This window comes from Microbacterium insulae (assembly GCF_042677065.1).
GTDB classification, from domain to species: Bacteria; Actinomycetota; Actinomycetes; order Actinomycetales; family Microbacteriaceae; genus Microbacterium; species Microbacterium insulae.
This window is the reverse complement of record NZ_JBHTII010000001.1, coordinates 475,921-491,109: the sequence shown is the minus strand read 5'-3', so window position 1 is coordinate 491,109 and position 15,189 is coordinate 475,921. Positions and strand designations below refer to the sequence as shown.

The 15,189-nt window shown below is 70.1% G+C and carries 13 protein-coding genes; 8 read left to right on the top strand and 5 right to left on the bottom strand.

Annotation, left to right across the window (positions count from 1 at the left end):
- Positions 1–16: 16 nt before the first annotated feature.
- The gene (locus ACFQ0P_RS02265) at positions 17–1,219 is read right to left on the bottom strand and encodes a pyridoxal phosphate-dependent aminotransferase (RefSeq protein WP_204980100.1); all 1,203 of its coding nucleotides are present in this window, start codon (positions 1,217–1,219) and stop codon (positions 17–19) included.
- Positions 1,220–1,372: 153 nt separating this feature from the next.
- Here ACFQ0P_RS02265 and ACFQ0P_RS02260 point away from each other — a divergent pair, with 153 nt between their 5' ends.
- The 5 genes from ACFQ0P_RS02260 to ACFQ0P_RS02240 all read left to right on the top strand — a co-directional run bounded on the left by ACFQ0P_RS02260 (position 1,373) and on the right by ACFQ0P_RS02240 (position 5,441).
- Positions 1,373–1,714 (top strand): hypothetical protein, encoded by a 342-nt coding sequence (locus ACFQ0P_RS02260; protein ID WP_204980099.1) that lies wholly within the window; start codon positions 1,373–1,375, stop codon positions 1,712–1,714.
- A 126-nt stretch (positions 1,715–1,840) separates the two neighbouring features.
- Positions 1,841–2,722: an ABC transporter ATP-binding protein gene (locus ACFQ0P_RS02255; RefSeq protein WP_204980098.1), complete on the top strand. Its 882-nt coding sequence runs from the start codon at positions 1,841–1,843 to the stop codon at positions 2,720–2,722.
- Positions 2,719–3,591, top strand: a complete 873-nt coding sequence (locus ACFQ0P_RS02250) for an ABC transporter permease (protein ID WP_204980097.1) — start codon at positions 2,719–2,721, stop codon at positions 3,589–3,591. The genes ACFQ0P_RS02255 and ACFQ0P_RS02250 overlap by 4 nt, the downstream gene beginning before the upstream one ends.
- Before the next feature lie 21 nt (positions 3,592–3,612).
- Positions 3,613–4,815, top strand: a complete 1,203-nt coding sequence (locus ACFQ0P_RS02245) for a sensor histidine kinase (protein ID WP_204980096.1) — start codon at positions 3,613–3,615, stop codon at positions 4,813–4,815.
- A complete protein-coding gene (locus ACFQ0P_RS02240; protein WP_204980095.1) occupies positions 4,812–5,441 on the top strand; it encodes a response regulator in 630 nt (209 codons plus the stop codon). The genes ACFQ0P_RS02245 and ACFQ0P_RS02240 overlap by 4 nt, the downstream gene beginning before the upstream one ends.
- Positions 5,442–5,492: 51 nt before the next feature.
- On the opposite strand, the gene ACFQ0P_RS02235 is transcribed toward ACFQ0P_RS02240, so the two are convergent.
- Positions 5,493–7,088 carry an isocitrate lyase gene (locus tag ACFQ0P_RS02235; protein ID WP_204980094.1) on the bottom strand — a complete coding sequence of 532 codons (1,596 nt, stop codon included), beginning with the start codon at positions 7,086–7,088 and terminating at the stop codon, positions 5,493–5,495.
- A gap of 13 nt (positions 7,089–7,101) precedes the next feature.
- On the bottom strand, positions 7,102–8,742 hold the full coding sequence (gene aceB / locus ACFQ0P_RS02230; protein ID WP_204981500.1) for a malate synthase A: 1,641 nt from the start codon (positions 8,740–8,742) through the stop codon (positions 7,102–7,104).
- A 224-nt stretch (positions 8,743–8,966) separates the two neighbouring features.
- Between aceB and ACFQ0P_RS02225 the strand changes: the two genes are divergently transcribed.
- From ACFQ0P_RS02225 to ACFQ0P_RS02215, 3 genes are all read left to right on the top strand, one after another.
- Complete coding sequence (locus tag ACFQ0P_RS02225) at positions 8,967–10,445, top strand: helix-turn-helix domain-containing protein (RefSeq protein ID WP_204980093.1); 1,479 nt, start codon at positions 8,967–8,969, stop codon at positions 10,443–10,445.
- Positions 10,446–10,751: 306 nt separating this feature from the next.
- Entirely contained in the window at positions 10,752–12,317 is a 1,566-nt protein-coding gene (locus ACFQ0P_RS02220; protein ID WP_204980092.1) for a glucoamylase family protein, read from the top strand.
- The gene (locus ACFQ0P_RS02215) at positions 12,314–12,964 is read left to right on the top strand and encodes a TetR/AcrR family transcriptional regulator (protein ID WP_204980091.1); all 651 of its coding nucleotides are present in this window, start codon (positions 12,314–12,316) and stop codon (positions 12,962–12,964) included. Before ACFQ0P_RS02220 ends, ACFQ0P_RS02215 begins: the two co-directional genes overlap by 4 nt.
- A gap of 84 nt (positions 12,965–13,048) precedes the next feature.
- On the opposite strand, the gene ACFQ0P_RS02210 is transcribed toward ACFQ0P_RS02215, so the two are convergent.
- Positions 13,049–14,203 carry a glycoside hydrolase family 1 protein gene (locus ACFQ0P_RS02210; protein WP_204980090.1) on the bottom strand — a complete coding sequence of 385 codons (1,155 nt, stop codon included), beginning with the start codon at positions 14,201–14,203 and terminating at the stop codon, positions 13,049–13,051.
- 29 nt (positions 14,204–14,232) lie between these two features.
- Positions 14,233–15,186 carry a carbohydrate ABC transporter permease gene (locus ACFQ0P_RS02205; RefSeq protein ID WP_204980089.1) on the bottom strand — a complete coding sequence of 318 codons (954 nt, stop codon included), beginning with the start codon at positions 15,184–15,186 and terminating at the stop codon, positions 14,233–14,235.
- Between the last annotated feature and the right edge of the window lie 3 nt (positions 15,187–15,189).

Sequence of the window (15,189 nt, the reverse complement as noted above, 5' to 3'; positions counted from 1 at the left end):
AACCGCCGCCCCGGCCCTAGGCCGAGAAGAGCTGCTGCAGTCGCTGCACGCCCTCGAGGAGCGCGTCGTCGCCGAGCGCGTACGACAGGCGCAGGTACCCGGACGGACCGAACGCCTCACCCGGCACCACCGCGACCTCGGCTTCTTCGAGGATGAGGTCGGCGAGCTCGAGTGTCGTGGTCGGCGTCTTGCCGCGCCACTCACGGCCGAGCAGACCGCGCACGTCGGGGTAGGCGTAGAACGCCCCGAGCGGATTGGGCACGGTGACGCCGTCGATCTTCGACAGCTCCGACACGATCAGGCGGCGACGGCGGTCGAACGCCAGCCGCATCTGCTCGGCCTCGGTCTGCGGTCCTGTCAGCGCGGCAAGGGCGGCGCGCTGCGCGATGTTGTTCACGTTCGAGCACAGGTGCGACTGGAGGTTCGCCGCGACCTTGATGGCGTCCTGGGGACCGACCATCCAGCCCAGGCGCCACCCTGTCATGGCGTAGGTCTTGGCCACGCCGTTGACGAGGATCGTCTGGTTCGCGGCATCCGGAACCGCCTCGACGATCGACACGGCCCGGACACCCTCGTAGACGAGGTTCTGGTAGATCTCGTCCGAGACGATCCAGATGCCGTGCTCGACCGCCCACTCGCCGATCGCCCGCGTCTCATCGGGCGTGTAGACCGCGCCCGTCGGGTTGGACGGGGAGACGAAGACGAGCGCCGTGGTGCGGTCGGTGCGCGCCGCCTCGAGCTGCTCGACCGTGACCTTGTAGTCCTGGTCGGCGCCGGCGAACACCTCGACCGGCACGCCGTCGGCCAGGGCGATCGCCTCGGGGTACGTCGTCCAGTAGGGCGCGGGCAGCAGCACCTCGTCGCCGGGGTTCACGACCGCCTGGAAGGCCTGGTAGACGGCCTGCTTGCCGCCGTTGGTGACGATGATCTGCGACGGGTCGACCTCGAGGCCGGAGTCGCGCAGGGTCTTCGCCGCGATCGCCTCGCGCAGCACCGGAAGCCCGGCGGCGGGCGTGTAGCGGAAGTTCGAGGGGTCCGTCAGCGCGGCGGCCGCGGCATCCACGATGAACTGCGGTGTCGCGAAGTCGGGCTCGCCGGCGGCATACGAGATCACCGGGCGGCCCGCGGCCTGCAGCGCCTTGGCCTTCGCGTCGACCTTGAGGGTCGCGGACTCGGCGATGGCGGAGAGCTTGCGGGAGAGCGGAGCGCGTTCTGTCACGCCTTCGAGCGTAGTCCGCGCGCGCCGGCGGAAGTGTCCGGATTGCGGGTCGCGGGACGACACCTCGCCCCGTGGATGCCGCCGCCTCCGGTATCACCCCGCGACGACCCGCCCTCCTCCCACGAAGACCCGCAACAGGAGAAGGAGAAGGAAATGGCCGATGTCTGGAATCAGGAAGTCACCTCCTACAAGGTCGACGTGTTCCGCGCGCCGACGCTCAACTACGACCGTCAGGTGCGACTCGGGCTCGCCAATGGGGCGACCGTGTCGATCTCGTTCCCGTCGAGTCCGCCCACGGACTACCTGAGCCTGGGCGCCTCGTTCCACCAGGTGCAGCTTCCGGCGCACCAGTTCGACGAGATCGTCCACATGCTGCAGACCGAGAAGCCGGTGTACTTCACCGCCTACGAGCTCGGGTCGCCGGCGATCCGGTTCGCGGGGCTGAGCACGAGCACCGAATCCGTCGGAGAGGGGCTCGCCGACGCCGACGCCTGATCGGGTGCGGAGAACGGATGCCTCGGCCCCCGCAGCGGGTGGGCCGAGGCATCTCCACCGAATGGGGGATCCCCGACCGGACGAACGGGCGTGCCGGTGCTTCTGCGATCGCGGAATCGTGGAGGCATGGACGAAAAAGTGGTGCGGGTGCGGAACCTGCGCAAGGAGTATGCGGGCCGTGCGGTCGTGGACGACGTGTCGTTCGACATCGCGCGCGGCGAGACGTTCGCCCTGCTCGGGCCGAACGGGGCGGGGAAGTCGACGACCGTCGAGATCCTCGAGGGATTCCGGCGGCGGACGTCGGGTGAGGTCACTGTGCTGGGGGAGGACCCTGAGAGCGCGGGACTGGGGTGGAAGGCGAAGCTCGGCGTCGTGCTGCAGTCCGCCGGAAGCCTCGGGGCGCTGACCGTCCGCGAGTACGTGCGGCAGTTCGCCGGGTTCTTCCCGCGGCCGCGCGACGTCGACGAGGTGATCGCCGCGGTGGGGCTGGAGGCCGAAGCGGACCGCCGCGTCGGAAAGCTCTCCGGCGGGCAGCAGCGGCGGGTCGACGTCGCACTCGGGATCGTCGGAGCCCCCGACCTGCTCTTCCTCGACGAGCCCACCACCGGCTTCGACCCCGAGGCGAGGCGGGAGTTCTGGGCGATGATCCGCGGCCTCGCCGCGGACGGGACGACGATCCTCTTGACCACTCACTACCTCGACGAGGCGGAGCACCTCGCGGACCGTGTCGGGATCCTCGTGGGCGGCACCCTGCGGGCCGTCGGCCCCGTCGCCGCGATCGGCGGCGAGGATGCCCGCACGCCCATCGTCCGGTGGCGCGATGCCGGCGGCGACCTCGAGCACCGCACCGCGGAGCCCGGCCGATTCGTCGCCGATCTGGTGTCGTACGGCGGCGGTGAACCGGCCGACCTGCGGATTCTGCGTCCTTCGCTGGAGGACGTGTACCTCGGCCTGGTGACGGCCGACGCCGTCGCGGCGGCCACCGAAGAAAGGAAGGTCACGCGATGAGCACCGCGATCCGCACGACCGAGGCGGGCGGCATCCGCCCCCGCGCTATGAGCCGCAGCCGCGGCGTGATCGGCGCCGGCGTGTGGCGCGCCCGCTTCGAGCTGCTCCAGTACTTCCGCTCGCTCGACACGCTCGTGTTCACGTTCCTCTTCCCGATCGTCATGCTCGGCCTGTTCTCGGTCGCCTTCGGCGGTCAGGGCGACATGCAGCCCGCTGCCGGGCTCCCGCCCGTGCCGGTCGCGCAGATGTATCTCCCCGGCATGCTCGCGGCGGGCCTGCTGCTGTCCGGCTTCCAGAACCTCGCGATCGACATCGCGATCGAGCGCTCCGAGGGGATCCTCAAGCGGCTGGGGTCGACGCCCCTGTCGCCGGTGAGCTACTTCGTCGGCAAGATCGGCCAGGTCGGCGTCACCGGCGTCCTCCAGGCGGCACTGGTCCTCGCGTTCGCCGGTCTGGTCCTGCGGGTGCCGTTGCCGACGGAACCGCAGAAGTGGGCGGTCTTCGCGGGCGTCTTCGTGCTGGGGATCGTCACCTCCTCGCTGCTCGGCGTCGCGATCTCGGCGGTGCCCCGCACAGCGCGCAGCGCGACCGCGGTGGTCATCCCGATCGTCCTCGTCGTGCAGTTCCTGTCGGGCGTCTACCTCTTCTTCTACATGCTGCCCGAGTGGCTGCAGACGGCCGCCGGCGTGCTGCCGGTGAAGTGGATGGCGCAGGGGATGAGGTACGTCTTCCTCCCCGACTCCTACGCGGCGCTGGAGCAGAACGGCGAGTGGAACCTCGCCGGGGTCGCGATCGCGCTCGCCGTGTGGCTCGTGATCGGGCTGATACTCGCCCGCGTCACCTTCCGGTGGATGAGGCGCACCGCGTAGCCTGAGCGCGGGACGGGCACCATGCTGAATCGACGTTGGTGGGACGCGGCGATGATCGCCGTGTCCCTCGCCGTCGCCGTCGCGGTGGTGGCAGGCGGAGGCGCCACGCCCACCGAGCTGGCGGTCGCGGCTCTCGCGCTGCTCGTGTTCGCGGCGGCGTACGTCGGCATCGCGCGCCGCGGCCTGCGCGATCCGCGGCCGTGGCGGATGCCGCTCTTCGCGATCGCGTGCGCCGTGGCGTTGGCGCTCGGGTGCGCGGTGCAGCCGTTCTTCGCGATCGTCCAAGCCATCGCCTATCCGCTCGTGTGGGTGCTGTCGAGCGCGAGACGGCCGGCCATCGCCGGCTCGGCCGTCGTGGCGCTGGGAGTGTTCGTCGGCTTCGCCGTCTTCGGCGGCATCCTCGAAGGAGGGTGGCCGTCGCTCGCCGCCCTCGGCGCCGCGGTGACGACCGCGGTGTTCGGCTTCGCGTTCGCGATCGCCTTCGGACTGTGGATATGGAGCGTCGTCGAGTACGGCGAGGAGCGCGCGCACCTGGTCGCTGAACTCACCGCCGCGCAGGGCGAGCTCGAGGCGCTCAGTCGCGAGCGCGGCGCCGCCGCGGAGCGCGAGCGCCTCTCCCGCGACGTGCACGACACCGTCGCTCAGACGCTCGCGGGCCTCACGATCCTCGCCGAGCGGGCCGGTCGGCAGCTGCGCGAAGAGCGGACGGATGCCGCGGCCGACACGATCGCGCTGGTGGAGCGGCTCTCGCGCGAGGCCCTCGACGAGGCGCGCGCCCTCGTGGCGCGCACGGCTCCGGTTCCGCAGGACTCCGCGCTGAGCGATGCCGTGGAGCGCCTCGTCGCGCGGTTCCGAGACGAGACCGGGCTGGCCATCGACCTCGAGCTGCGGCTGGATGCGGCGGGCTCGCTGAGCCGCGAGTCCCAGCTCGTCCTCCTCCGGTGCCTGCAGGAGTCGCTCGCGAACGTGCGCAAGCACGCCGCCGCGACCGCCGTCCGGGTCGTCGTGGAAGCGAGCGCCGACGGCGACGCCCGTCTCGAAGTCTCCGACGACGGGCGCGGCTTCGAACCGTCGGCACCGCGCGCCGGCTTCGGACTCGACGGCATGTCCGAGCGCATCGCGCTGGCGGGCGGGAACCTCGAGGTGACCTCCGCGCCGCGCTCGGGCACGACTCTCGTCGTGCGGCTCCCGGCCGCTCCCGCGGGGCAGGCGGTGACCGGATGATCCGACTGCTCATCGTCGACGATCACCCGGTCGTGCGTGCCGGTCTCGTCGGCCTGCTCTCGGACGAACCCGGCTTCGAGGTGGTCGCCGAAGCCGCCGACGGCGCGCAGGCGGTGCGACTGGCCGCGGCCACGCGACCCGACGTGGTCCTCATGGATCTGCGGATGCCGGGGGTCGACGGCGTCGAGGCCACCGCTCGCATCACCGCGGACGGTGCGGCCCGGGTCCTCATCCTCACCACCTACGAGTCCGACGACCAGATCCTCTCCGCGATCGAGGCCGGCGCAAGCGGATACCTCCTCAAGGCCGCACCTCAGGACGAGATCGTCGCGGGGATCCGCTCGGTCGCCGCCGGGCAGTCGGCCCTCTCGCCGCAGGTGGCGGTGCGGCTGGTCGAGCGGATGCGGCATCCGGAACCGCCCGTCCTCACGGCGCGCGAGACCGAAGTGCTCGGACTGGTGGCGACCGGCCACAGCAACAAGCAGATCGCGAGCACCCTCGGAATCGGCGAGTCCACCGTGAAGACGCACCTGCTCAAGGTCTTCGAGAAGCTCGGCGTCGCCGACCGCACGCGCGCCGTGACCCTCGCGATGGAACGCGGCCTGCTTCCCGGTGGCAGGGAATGACGGATGCCTCGGCCCCGCGTGTGCGGTGGGCCGAGGCATCCGTCGCCGGTGTCAGCTGAACTGGTTCATCGTGTTGTGCTGGCCGCCGGCCTTCAGGGCCGCCTCGCCGGCGAAGTACTCCTTGTGGTTGTCGCCGATGTCGCTGCCGGCCATGTTCTGGTGCCGGACCGTTGCGATGCCCTCGCGGATCTCGCGCCGCTGCACGCCCCGGACGTAGGCGAGCATTCCTTCGTCACCGAAGTAGCCTTTCGCCAGGTCGTCGGTCGACAGTGCGGCCGTGTGGTACGTCGGCAGCGTGATGAGGTGGTGGAAGATCCCGGCGCGCGCCGAGCCGTCGCGCTGGAAGGTGCGGATCTTCTCATCCGCAAGGCGCGCCAGCTCGGTGCCGTCGTACTCGGCGTTCATCAGGTCGCCGCGGTCGTAGCCCGAGACGTCGGCGCCCTCGGCGGCGAGCAGGTCGTAGACCTGCTGCCGGAAGTTGAGGGTCCAGTTGAACGACGGGCTGTTGTTGTACACGAGCTTCGCGTCCGGCACCTCGGCGCGGATCGCGTCGACCATGCCCGCGATCTGCTCGATGTGCGGCTTCTCGGTCTCGATCCACAGCAGGTCGGCGCCGTTTCGCAGCGACGTGACGCAGTCCAGCACCACGCGCTCCTCTCCGGTCCCGGGGCGGAACTGGTAGAGGTTGCTGGGCAGGCGCTTCGGCCGATGCAGCGCACCGTCGCGGGTGATGACGACGTCCCCGTCGCCCAGGTCGGCGGGCGAGATCTGCTCGGTGTCGAGGAACGAGTTGTACCGGTCGCCCAGGTCGCCCGACTCGTGCGAGACGGCGAGCTTCTGGGTGAGCCCGGCGCCGAGCGAGTCGGTGCGGGCCACGATGACGCCGTTCTCGATGCCCAGCTCGAGGAAGGCGTACCGGACCGCGTTGATCTTGGCCAGGAAGTCCTCGTGGGGCACCGTGACCTTGCCGTCCTGGTGGCCGCACTGCTTCTCGTCCGACACCTGGTTCTCGATCTGGATGGCGCACGCGCCCGCCTCGATCATCTTCTTCGCCAGGAGGTACGTCGCCTCGGGGTTGCCGAAGCCGGCGTCGATGTCGGCGATGATCGGCACGATGTGGGTCTCGTACGTGTCGATCTGGCTGCGGATGAACTCCGCCGCCGTCGTGTCGCCCGCCGCCCGTGCGTCGTCGAGCTTCGTGAACAGCAGGTCGAGCTCTCGCGCGTCCGCCTGGCGGAGGAAGGTGTAGATCTCCTCGATCAGCGCCGGCACCGCAGTCTTTTCGTGCATCGACTGGTCGGGCAGAGGCCCGAACTCCGACCGGAGCGCCGCGACCATCCAGCCCGACAGGTACAGGTACCGCTTGTCGGTGGTGCCCAGGTGCTTCTTGATCGAGATCAGCTTCTGCTGCCCGACGAAACCGTGCCAGACCCCGAGCGACTGCGTGTACGCCGAGGGATCGGCATCGTAGGCGGCCATGTCGCGGCGCATGATGTCGGCGGTGTACTGGGCGATCTCGAGTCCGGTGCGGAAGCGGTTCTGCGCACGCATCCGGGCGACGGACTCGGGGTCGATGGCGTCCCAGGGGGCGCCGTGCTCCTCCTTGAGTGCGCGGATGGCGTCGATGTCGTCGTCGTAGGTGGTCATCGTGTCGTCCTTCTCAGTGCGTGTCGGTCAGGTAGCGGGAGTAAGCGGGGAGGGTGAGGAACGCCGGGAACTCCGTCCCGAGCGCCACCTCCCGGAACACCGCGGCGGCGTCGTCGAAGCGGTCGCCGTCGCGACGGTCGACCTCGCCGAGCACCTGCTCGATGAGTCCCTCGACGTAGTCGCGGGTGATCGGCGTTCCGTCCTCGGTGGTGCGGTCCTGGTGGATCCACTGCCACACCTGGCTGCGGCTGATCTCGGCGGTCGCGGCATCCTCCATCAGGTTGTCGATCGCGACGGCCCCGAGGCCTCGCAGCCACGCCTCGATGTAGCGGATCGCCACGGACACGTTGCCGTGGACGCCGGCCGCCGTGATCGGACGCCCGATGTGCACGTCGATCAGGTCGGCGGCGGTGACCTCGACCTCGGGGCGCTGCCGATCGAGCTGGTTGGGTCGGTCGCCCAGCACGGCGTCGAACTCGGCGCGCGCGACCGGGATGAGGTCGGGGTGGGCCACCCACGTGCCGTCGAAGCCGTCGCCGGCCTCGCGCTTCTTGTCGGCGGCGACCTTCTCGAACGCGCGCTGCGTCACCTCGGGGTCGCGGCGGTTCGGAATGAAGGCGCTCATTCCGCCGATCGCGAAGGCGCCGCGCTTGTGGCACGTCTTCACGAGCAGCTCGGTGTACGCCCGCATGAACGGCACCGTCATCGTCACCTCGCTGCGGTCGGGCAGCACGAATCGCGCACCGCGGCCGCGGTAGTTCTTGATGATCGAGAAGATGTAGTCCCAGCGGCCGGCGTTGAGCCCGGCGATGTGGTCGCGCAGCTCGAAGAGGATCTCCTCCATCTCGAACGCCGCCGGCAGGGTCTCGATCAGCACGGTCGCGCGGATCGTGCCGTGCGGGATGCCGAGCCGCTGCTCGCTGAACGTGAAGACGTCGTCCCACAGCTTCGCCTCCTCGCTGGACTCGAGCTTCGCGATGTAGAAGTACGGCCCGCGGCCGTCGGCGATCAGGCGCTGCGCGTTGTGGAAGAAGTAGAGGCCGAAGTCCACGAGCGACCCCGACGCGGACATCGTGCGTCCCGTCCGGTCGGTGAACCGGATGTGCTGCTCGGGCAGGTGCCACCCGCGCGGGCGCATCACGATCGTCGGCGTCTCGGCCGCGGTCACCTCGTACCGCTTGCCCTCGGGGCTCGTGAACGACAGCTCGCCGCGGATCGCGTCGCGCAGGCTGAGCTGGCCCTCGATCACGTTCTTCCACGTGGGGCTGGTCGCGTCCTCCTGGTCGGCGAGCCACACCTTCGCGCCCGAGTTGAGCGCGTTGATGGTCATCTTGGGATCGGTCGGGCCGGTGATCTCGACCCGTCGGTCCTCGAGCCCGGGGCCCGCTCCGGCGACCCGCCACTCGGCATCCTCCCGGATGTGCCGCGTGTCCTCGCGGAACTGCGGGTCGTGCCCGTTGCCGATCTCGAAGCGGCGGCGCAGGCGGTCGGCCAGGCGGTCGTGGCGACGGGCGCCGAACCGGTGGTGCAGCTCGGTGAGGAAGGCGAGGGCCTCCGGCGTGAGGATCTCGTCGTAGCGGGGGCCCATGCGCCCCGTGACCTCGATCGCGGGCTCGTGGGTGCGGGTGGGGATGGGCCCCGTGCGGGTGCGCATCGGGGCGGTGGTCGCGGGTGTCATTTCGGAGTCCTTCGTGTGATCGTGCGTCGAATCGGATGCCTCGACCCGGCGTGTGCGCCGGGGCGGAGCATCCTGTGATCTGCGTTCTGTGCCGATCGGGGTAGCTCGTGAGACCACTATCCGGTGAAGTCAGGGCCCGTCTCCGACCAAAACGGGTGTGAAGATCGATCGAAATTCTGTTTTCGTGACAGAATCGACCCATGACGAGCCTGCAGAGTCGTGAATCCCTCACGGATGCCGCCGACGATGGAGGCGTGGACCCTCTGACGATCGGACGCCGCATCCGGCAGCTCCGCAGCGAGCGCGGCATGACCCTCGAAGACCTCGCCGCCGCGGTCGACCGTGCGCCGAGTCAGCTCTCGATGATCGAGAACGGCAGGCGCGAGGCGAAGCTCACTCTGCTCCAGTCCATCGCCCGTGCTCTCGGAGTCGGCTTGGACGCGCTGCTCGAGTCCGAGCCGCTCGACGAGCGCGCCACCCTCGAGATCGCGCTCGAGCGCGCGATGCGCGGACAGACCTTCCAGGCGCTCGGCATCCCGCCGTTCCGCATCGGGCGGTCCCTTCCCGACGACGCGCTCAAGGCCATGCTCGCGCTTCAGGGCGAGATCGACCGGCTCCGCGACGAACGGGCCGCGACGCCCGAGGAGGCGAGGCGCGCCAACGTGGCGCTCCGCCGCCTGATGCGCACGCAGAACAACTACTTCGCCGACCTCGAGGAGCACGCCCGGGCGATCCTCGACGCCGTCGACCACCCCGGCGGTCCGCTCACGCAGCGGACGGCATCCGACATCGCCGCGCATCTCGGCTTCACGCTGCACTACGTCCCCGACCTGCCGAACACCACGCGCAGCGTCGCCGACATCAAGAACGGTCGCCTGTACCTGTCGAGCCGGCTCACCGCGAAGGGCGACCCGCGCACCGCGGTGCTGCAGGCGCTGTCGAGCCGCATCCTCGGGCATCGCGAGCCGACGTCGTACGCCGAGTTCCTGCGGCAGCGCGTGGAGACCAACTACCTCACGGGCGCGCTCCTCATCCCCGAAGCCCACGCCGTCCCGTTCCTGCAGGAGGCCAAGAAGGACCGGGCGATCTCGATCGAGGACCTGCGCGACGCCTATTCGGTGTCGTACGAGACCGCGGCACACCGCTTCACGAACCTCGCGACGGTGCATCTCGGCATCCCGGTGCACTTCCTCAAGGTGCACGAATCGGGCACCATCACGAAGGCGTACGAGAACGACGACGTCAACTTCCCGACGGACCGGCTCGGTTCGATCGAAGGGCAGATGTGCTGCCGCAAGTGGACCTCGCGCGTCGTCTTCGACGTCGACGACCACTTCAACCCGTACTACCAGTACACCGACACGGGGAACGGCACCTACTGGTGCACCGCGCGGGTCGAGCAGTCCAGCGAGGGGGCGCACTCGGTGAGCGTCGGCGTGCGGTTCGACGACACGAAGTGGTTCCTGGGGCGCGACACCCCGAACCGAGGTGTCTCGAAGCACTCGGTCGAAGCGTGCTGCCGGCGCGCCCCGGCCGAGCTCGAGGCATCCTGGCGGGAGTACGCGTGGCCGAACGTCCGCACGCCGCGTACCCTGCTCGCGACGCTGCCGACCGGGGCGTTCCCCGGGGTGGACACGACCGACGTGTACGAGTTCCTCGAGTCCCACGCCCCGCGCTGAGCCCGCCCGGCGCCGTCCGTGGCGCCGTCCGTGGCGCGGGCCCGCCTCGCGCTCGTCGGGAGTATCCGTGCGGCCCCGGGCTGCAGTTCGCGACGGGCGCTGCGTCGCGCGACGCCGCCTGCGTCGCGAACTGGCGCGCGCGCTCGGCGCGGCTGGTATCCCGCCCGACCGCGATGGTCGCCCGCGGGGTCGCGTGAGAGACGCGTGAGAGACCGGATGCCGGGTTCCGTGAATACCTGGCAGGTGTTAGGTTTTCCAGACCGACGGTTCCGCCCGACGGAGCCGCTTTCGACGAGGAGAGCGCGAATGAAGCGATTGCTGAGCACACTGACGGCGGCGGGAGTCATCGTCGCCGGACTCGGGATGGCCGCCCCCGCGGCCGCGACGGGCGATACGAGCGACAAAGGCGACAAGGGCAGGCCCGGGAACTCCGACCTCCAGCGCTGGGCCGAGGACACCTGGACCTCGCTCGACGCCATGACCGACGAGTCCACCGGACTTCCCTCGGACAACATCACGGGCGACCTCGAGACCGTCGGCGCGTACACGTCGCCGACCAACATCGGCGGCTACCTGTGGTCGACCGTCACCGCCCGCGACCTCGGCATCATCAGCCACCGCGAGGCGCACGAGCGGATGTCCACGACCCTCGACACCCTCGAGGAGCTCGAGCGCAACGACGCGAGCGGCATGTACTACAACTGGTACGATCCCGCCACGGGGGCCAAGCTCACGACGTGGCCGGACTCGGGCGACCCGGTGCACCCGTTCCTCAGCACGGTCGACAACGGGTGGCTCGCGGCATCCCTCCGCATCGTCCGCGAAGCGGACCGCGCGCTCGCCCGCCAGGCCGACGCCCTCTACGACTCGATGGACTTCTCGGCCTTCTTCAACCCCGAGGGCGCGCCGGGTCTGCCCGCGGGCACCAACCGCGGAGGGTTCTGGGATGCCGCGCCTCCGGGCTGCAGCGTCGAAGCCCCGATGTACAACGGCTCGGGGGAGACGGCGTTCTACACGTGCCACCACTACGACACGACGGTGAGCGAGAGCCGCATCGCGACCTACCTGGGCATCGCCAACGGGGAGATCCCCGCGACGGCCCTCTACGGCACGCACCGCACGATGCCCCCCGGCTGCGACTGGGCGTGGCAGGAGCAGCTCCCCACCGGGAAGTACCGCACCTACCAGGGCTACGAGGTCTGGGAGGGCGTCTACACGTACGCCGGGATGTCGTTCGTCCCCAGCTGGGGCGGCAGCATGTTCGAGGCGCTCATGCCCGACCTGCTCGTGCCCGAGACGAAGTGGGGCGCGCGGTCGTGGCGCGTGAACCACCCGATCACGGTGGCCGTCCAGAAGCACCACGGCCTCGACGAGGCCGGCTACGGCGCGTGGGGCTTCTCGCCCGCGAGCGACCCGTTCGGCAGCTACGCCGAGTACGGCGTCGACCTCGCCGGCATGCGATCCGACGGGTACACCTCGGACGCCGAGAAGACGGATGTCGACGTCGACCGCCCGGGCTGCACCGAGGGCACCAACCCCGACCCCGGGTTCGGCGACGGCGTCGTCACGCCGCACGCGAGCTTCCTCGCGCTGCCGTACGACCGCAAGGGCGTGCTGGCCAATCTCCGCCACCTCGAGGACGACCTCGGCGCCTACGGACCCGGCGGGTTCTCCGACGCGATCGCCGTCGGCAGCGGCACCGTCGCCGACCGGTACCTGTCTCTCGACCAGTCGATGATCATGGCGGCGATCGGCAACGAGCTGACCGGCGATACGCTGAAGCGGTATTTCGTCGACAAGGAGATGGAGAAGCGCCTGCGCCCGGCGATGTCCGCGCAGGTCTTCAGCTCCGACTGGAGAGCGCGCGAGTGACCGAACAGCCGTCGGGTGTCGAGGCCGGGGTATCCGAATCGGATGCCCCGGCCCGGCCCGCGCGCGCCCCGCGGGGCAGCTATGCCAAGGGTCAGGCGCGCCGCCAGCAGATCGTCGACGAGGCGCTCGTCGTCTTCGCGCGGGGCGGGTTCCACTCGGGGTCGCTCCGCGAGATCGCCAAGCGCGTGGGGCTCACCCCGACGGGGCTCATGCACCACTTCGCGAACAAGGAGGAGCTCTTCACCGAAGTGCTCCGCCAGCGTGACGAGGCGATCCGCGAGGCGGCGGGAGACCCGGCCGAGCACACCCTGATCCAGCAGGCGACGAAGGTGGTCGCCTACAACCAGGAGTCGCGAGGCCTCACTTCTCTTTACGCGACGGTCTCCGCCGAAGCCACCGATGCCGAGCATCCCGCCCACGAGCAGTTCGCCGACCGCTACCGCGAGACGGCCGCCAACGCGGCTCCGATCCTCGCCGCCGCACAGGCCGCGGGGGAGATGCGCGCCGATTTCGACCCCGAGCTGGCGGCGCGCCTCGTCAGCGCCGTCATGGACGGCATCCAGCTGCAGTGGCTGCTCGACGACAGCGTCGACATGAACGCGCTCTTCGCCGAGTTCGTGCGCGGCTACCTGCTGCCGCGCGACTGACCTGCCGAGGCATCCGCTCGCCGTCGCCCCGGCCCAGCCCAGCTCGCGCCGAGCGGGCCAGGGCGCGGGAACGGATGCCTCGGGTCAGCGCAGCGCGTTCGCGCGGGCGACCTCGCCCAGCCAGCCGAGGCTGGGCTTCGGCGTGCGCTCGAACGTCTCGCGGTCCCACGCGATGAGCCCGAACGTCGGGCGGTAGCTGCCCCACTCGTAGTTGTCGAGCAGGCTCCAGTGGAGGTAGCCGCGCACGTCCGCGCCCTCGGCGATGCACGCGTGCACGGCCTCGAGCGCCCCGCGGGTGTAGTCGATGCGGCGCGCGTCATCGGCGGTGGCCATGCCGTTCTCGGTCACGTAGACCGGAACGCCCGCCCGCGACCACGCGTTGCGGATGCCGTCGCCCACCGCGGGCGGGTAATACTCCCACCCCGTGAGGGTCCGCTCGGCGTCGTGCGGGATCGGCAGAGGCCCCTCGGGGCCGATCTTCGTCCGCGTGTACGCCTGCACGCCGACCCAGTCATCCCCGCGAGATGCGTCGAGGAACACGTCCTCCCGCGAGGCGCCGTACTCGGCGGCCACGGCCTCGGCGCCCTCGAGCGGCTGATACGCCTGCGTGGCGACGGACCAGCCGGCGAGGCATCCGTCCCCCCGCACGATGTCCACCGCACGCTTGTGGGCGGTGACCAGCCGGTCGGTGACGGCCGGCACGCCGGGCGGGAGTCCGATCTGAGGGAATCCCACCTCGGGATCGGCGAGCACCGAGACCATGTTCGGCTCGTTGATGGTGCACACGAGATCGACGCCCTCGAGCACCGGCAGTGCCGCCTCGACATAGCGGGCGAAGCGGTCGGGTGCGGCATCCGAGTGCCACCCTCCCTCGCGCGCGAACCAGATCGGATTCGTGAAGTGGTGGAGTGTGATCATGGGCTGGAGCCCCAGCGCGTGCGCCGTGTCGACCATGCGCCGGTAGTGGTCGATCGCGGCGTGCGAGATCCACCCGTCCTCGGGCTCGATACGCGCCCACTCGATGCTGAAGCGATAGGTGTCGAGCCCCGCCTCGGCGAGGAGCTGCATGTCCTCGCCGTAGCGGTGGTAGCTGTCGGCCGCGTCGCCCGACGGCGTCTGGACAGACGCGCCGGGAACCCGGCCCCACTCCCGCTCCCACCAGTCGGAGTGGACGTTGCCGCCCTCGATCTGGTGCGCCGCGGTCGACGCACCCCACAGGAAGCCTTCGGGGAACTCCATCGTGCGATGGTCCTTTCTTCGGGGCCGGATCACTTGATGCCGGTCAGCGCGATGCCCTGCACGAAGTAGCGCTGCAGGAACACGAAGACGATCAGCACGGGGACGACCACGACGACCGCGCCGGCCATCATCAGCCCGTAGCGCGCGGCGTTCTGGCCGACGGAGTACAGCGCGAGCGCGACCGGGAGGGTGTACATGTCCTCGGTGGTGGCCACGACGAGCGGCCACAGGAAGTTGTTCCAGCTCGCCAGGAACGTGAGGATCGTGAGGGTCGCGATCGCCGGGCCGCACATCGGCATGATGACGCGCAGGAAGATCCGCCACTCGCCGGCGCCGTCGATGCGCGCCGCCTCGATGAGCTCGTCGGGGAGGCTGAGCATGAACTGGCGCATCAGGAAGACCCCGACCGGCGAGATGAGGAACGGCAGGATGAGGCCGGGATAGGAGTTGACCAGACCCAGGTTGGCCGTCAGCACGAAGAGCGGCACGAACGTCACGACCCCGGGCACCATGAGGGTTCCGAGCACCAGCCCGAACAGCAGCTTCTTGCCGCGGAACTGCAGCTTCGCGAGCGCGTAGCCGATCATCGAGCAGAAGACGATGTTCCCGAGCGTCACGAACACCGCGACGATGATGCTGTTGAGGAAGAACGTCGTGAAGTCGAGCCGGCCGAAGAGCGTCTCGAAGTTCTCGGTGGTGGGGTTCTGCGGCAGGAATCCGGTCGGATTCTGCCGGATCTCGGCATCCGTCTTGAACGACCCGAGGATCATCCACACGAACGGCATGACCATCGCGATGAGGCCGAGCGTGAGGACCACGTAGAGCCACCAGCGCGTGGGCTCACCGCGGCGGCGACGGCCCGCGGGATGCGGCTCGGGCTCGACGACGTCGGTGTCGGTGACCGGGGAGGAGGCGAGCACGGGCCCGAGGCGGCCGGGGCGGCGCGCGTCCTCCGCGGCGGCCGGGGGAGGCGTGGAGGTCATGTC

Bases quoted from the DNA above. Each gene is read 5' to 3' on its own strand.
- ACFQ0P_RS02260 (WP_204980099.1), top strand. From the start codon at position 1,373: ATGGCCGATGTCTGGAATCAGGAAGTCACCTCCTACAAGGTCGACGTG.
- ACFQ0P_RS02255 (WP_204980098.1), top strand. From the start codon at position 1,841: ATGGACGAAAAAGTGGTGCGGGTGCGGAACCTGCGCAAGGAGTATGCG.
- ACFQ0P_RS02250 (WP_204980097.1), top strand. From the start codon at position 2,719: ATGAGCACCGCGATCCGCACGACCGAGGCGGGCGGCATCCGCCCCCGC.
- ACFQ0P_RS02245 (WP_204980096.1), top strand. From the start codon at position 3,613: ATGCTGAATCGACGTTGGTGGGACGCGGCGATGATCGCCGTGTCCCTC.
- ACFQ0P_RS02240 (WP_204980095.1), top strand. From the start codon at position 4,812: ATGATCCGACTGCTCATCGTCGACGATCACCCGGTCGTGCGTGCCGGT.
- ACFQ0P_RS02235 (WP_204980094.1), bottom strand. From the start codon at position 7,088: ATGACCACCTACGACGACGACATCGACGCCATCCGCGCACTCAAGGAG.
- aceB (WP_204981500.1), bottom strand. From the start codon at position 8,742: ATGCGCACCCGCACGGGGCCCATCCCCACCCGCACCCACGAGCCCGCG.
- ACFQ0P_RS02225 (WP_204980093.1), top strand. From the start codon at position 8,967: ATGACGAGCCTGCAGAGTCGTGAATCCCTCACGGATGCCGCCGACGAT.
- ACFQ0P_RS02220 (WP_204980092.1), top strand. From the start codon at position 10,752: ATGAAGCGATTGCTGAGCACACTGACGGCGGCGGGAGTCATCGTCGCC.
- ACFQ0P_RS02210 (WP_204980090.1), bottom strand. From the start codon at position 14,203: ATGGAGTTCCCCGAAGGCTTCCTGTGGGGTGCGTCGACCGCGGCGCAC.
- ACFQ0P_RS02205 (WP_204980089.1), bottom strand. From the start codon at position 15,186: ATGACCTCCACGCCTCCCCCGGCCGCCGCGGAGGACGCGCGCCGCCCC.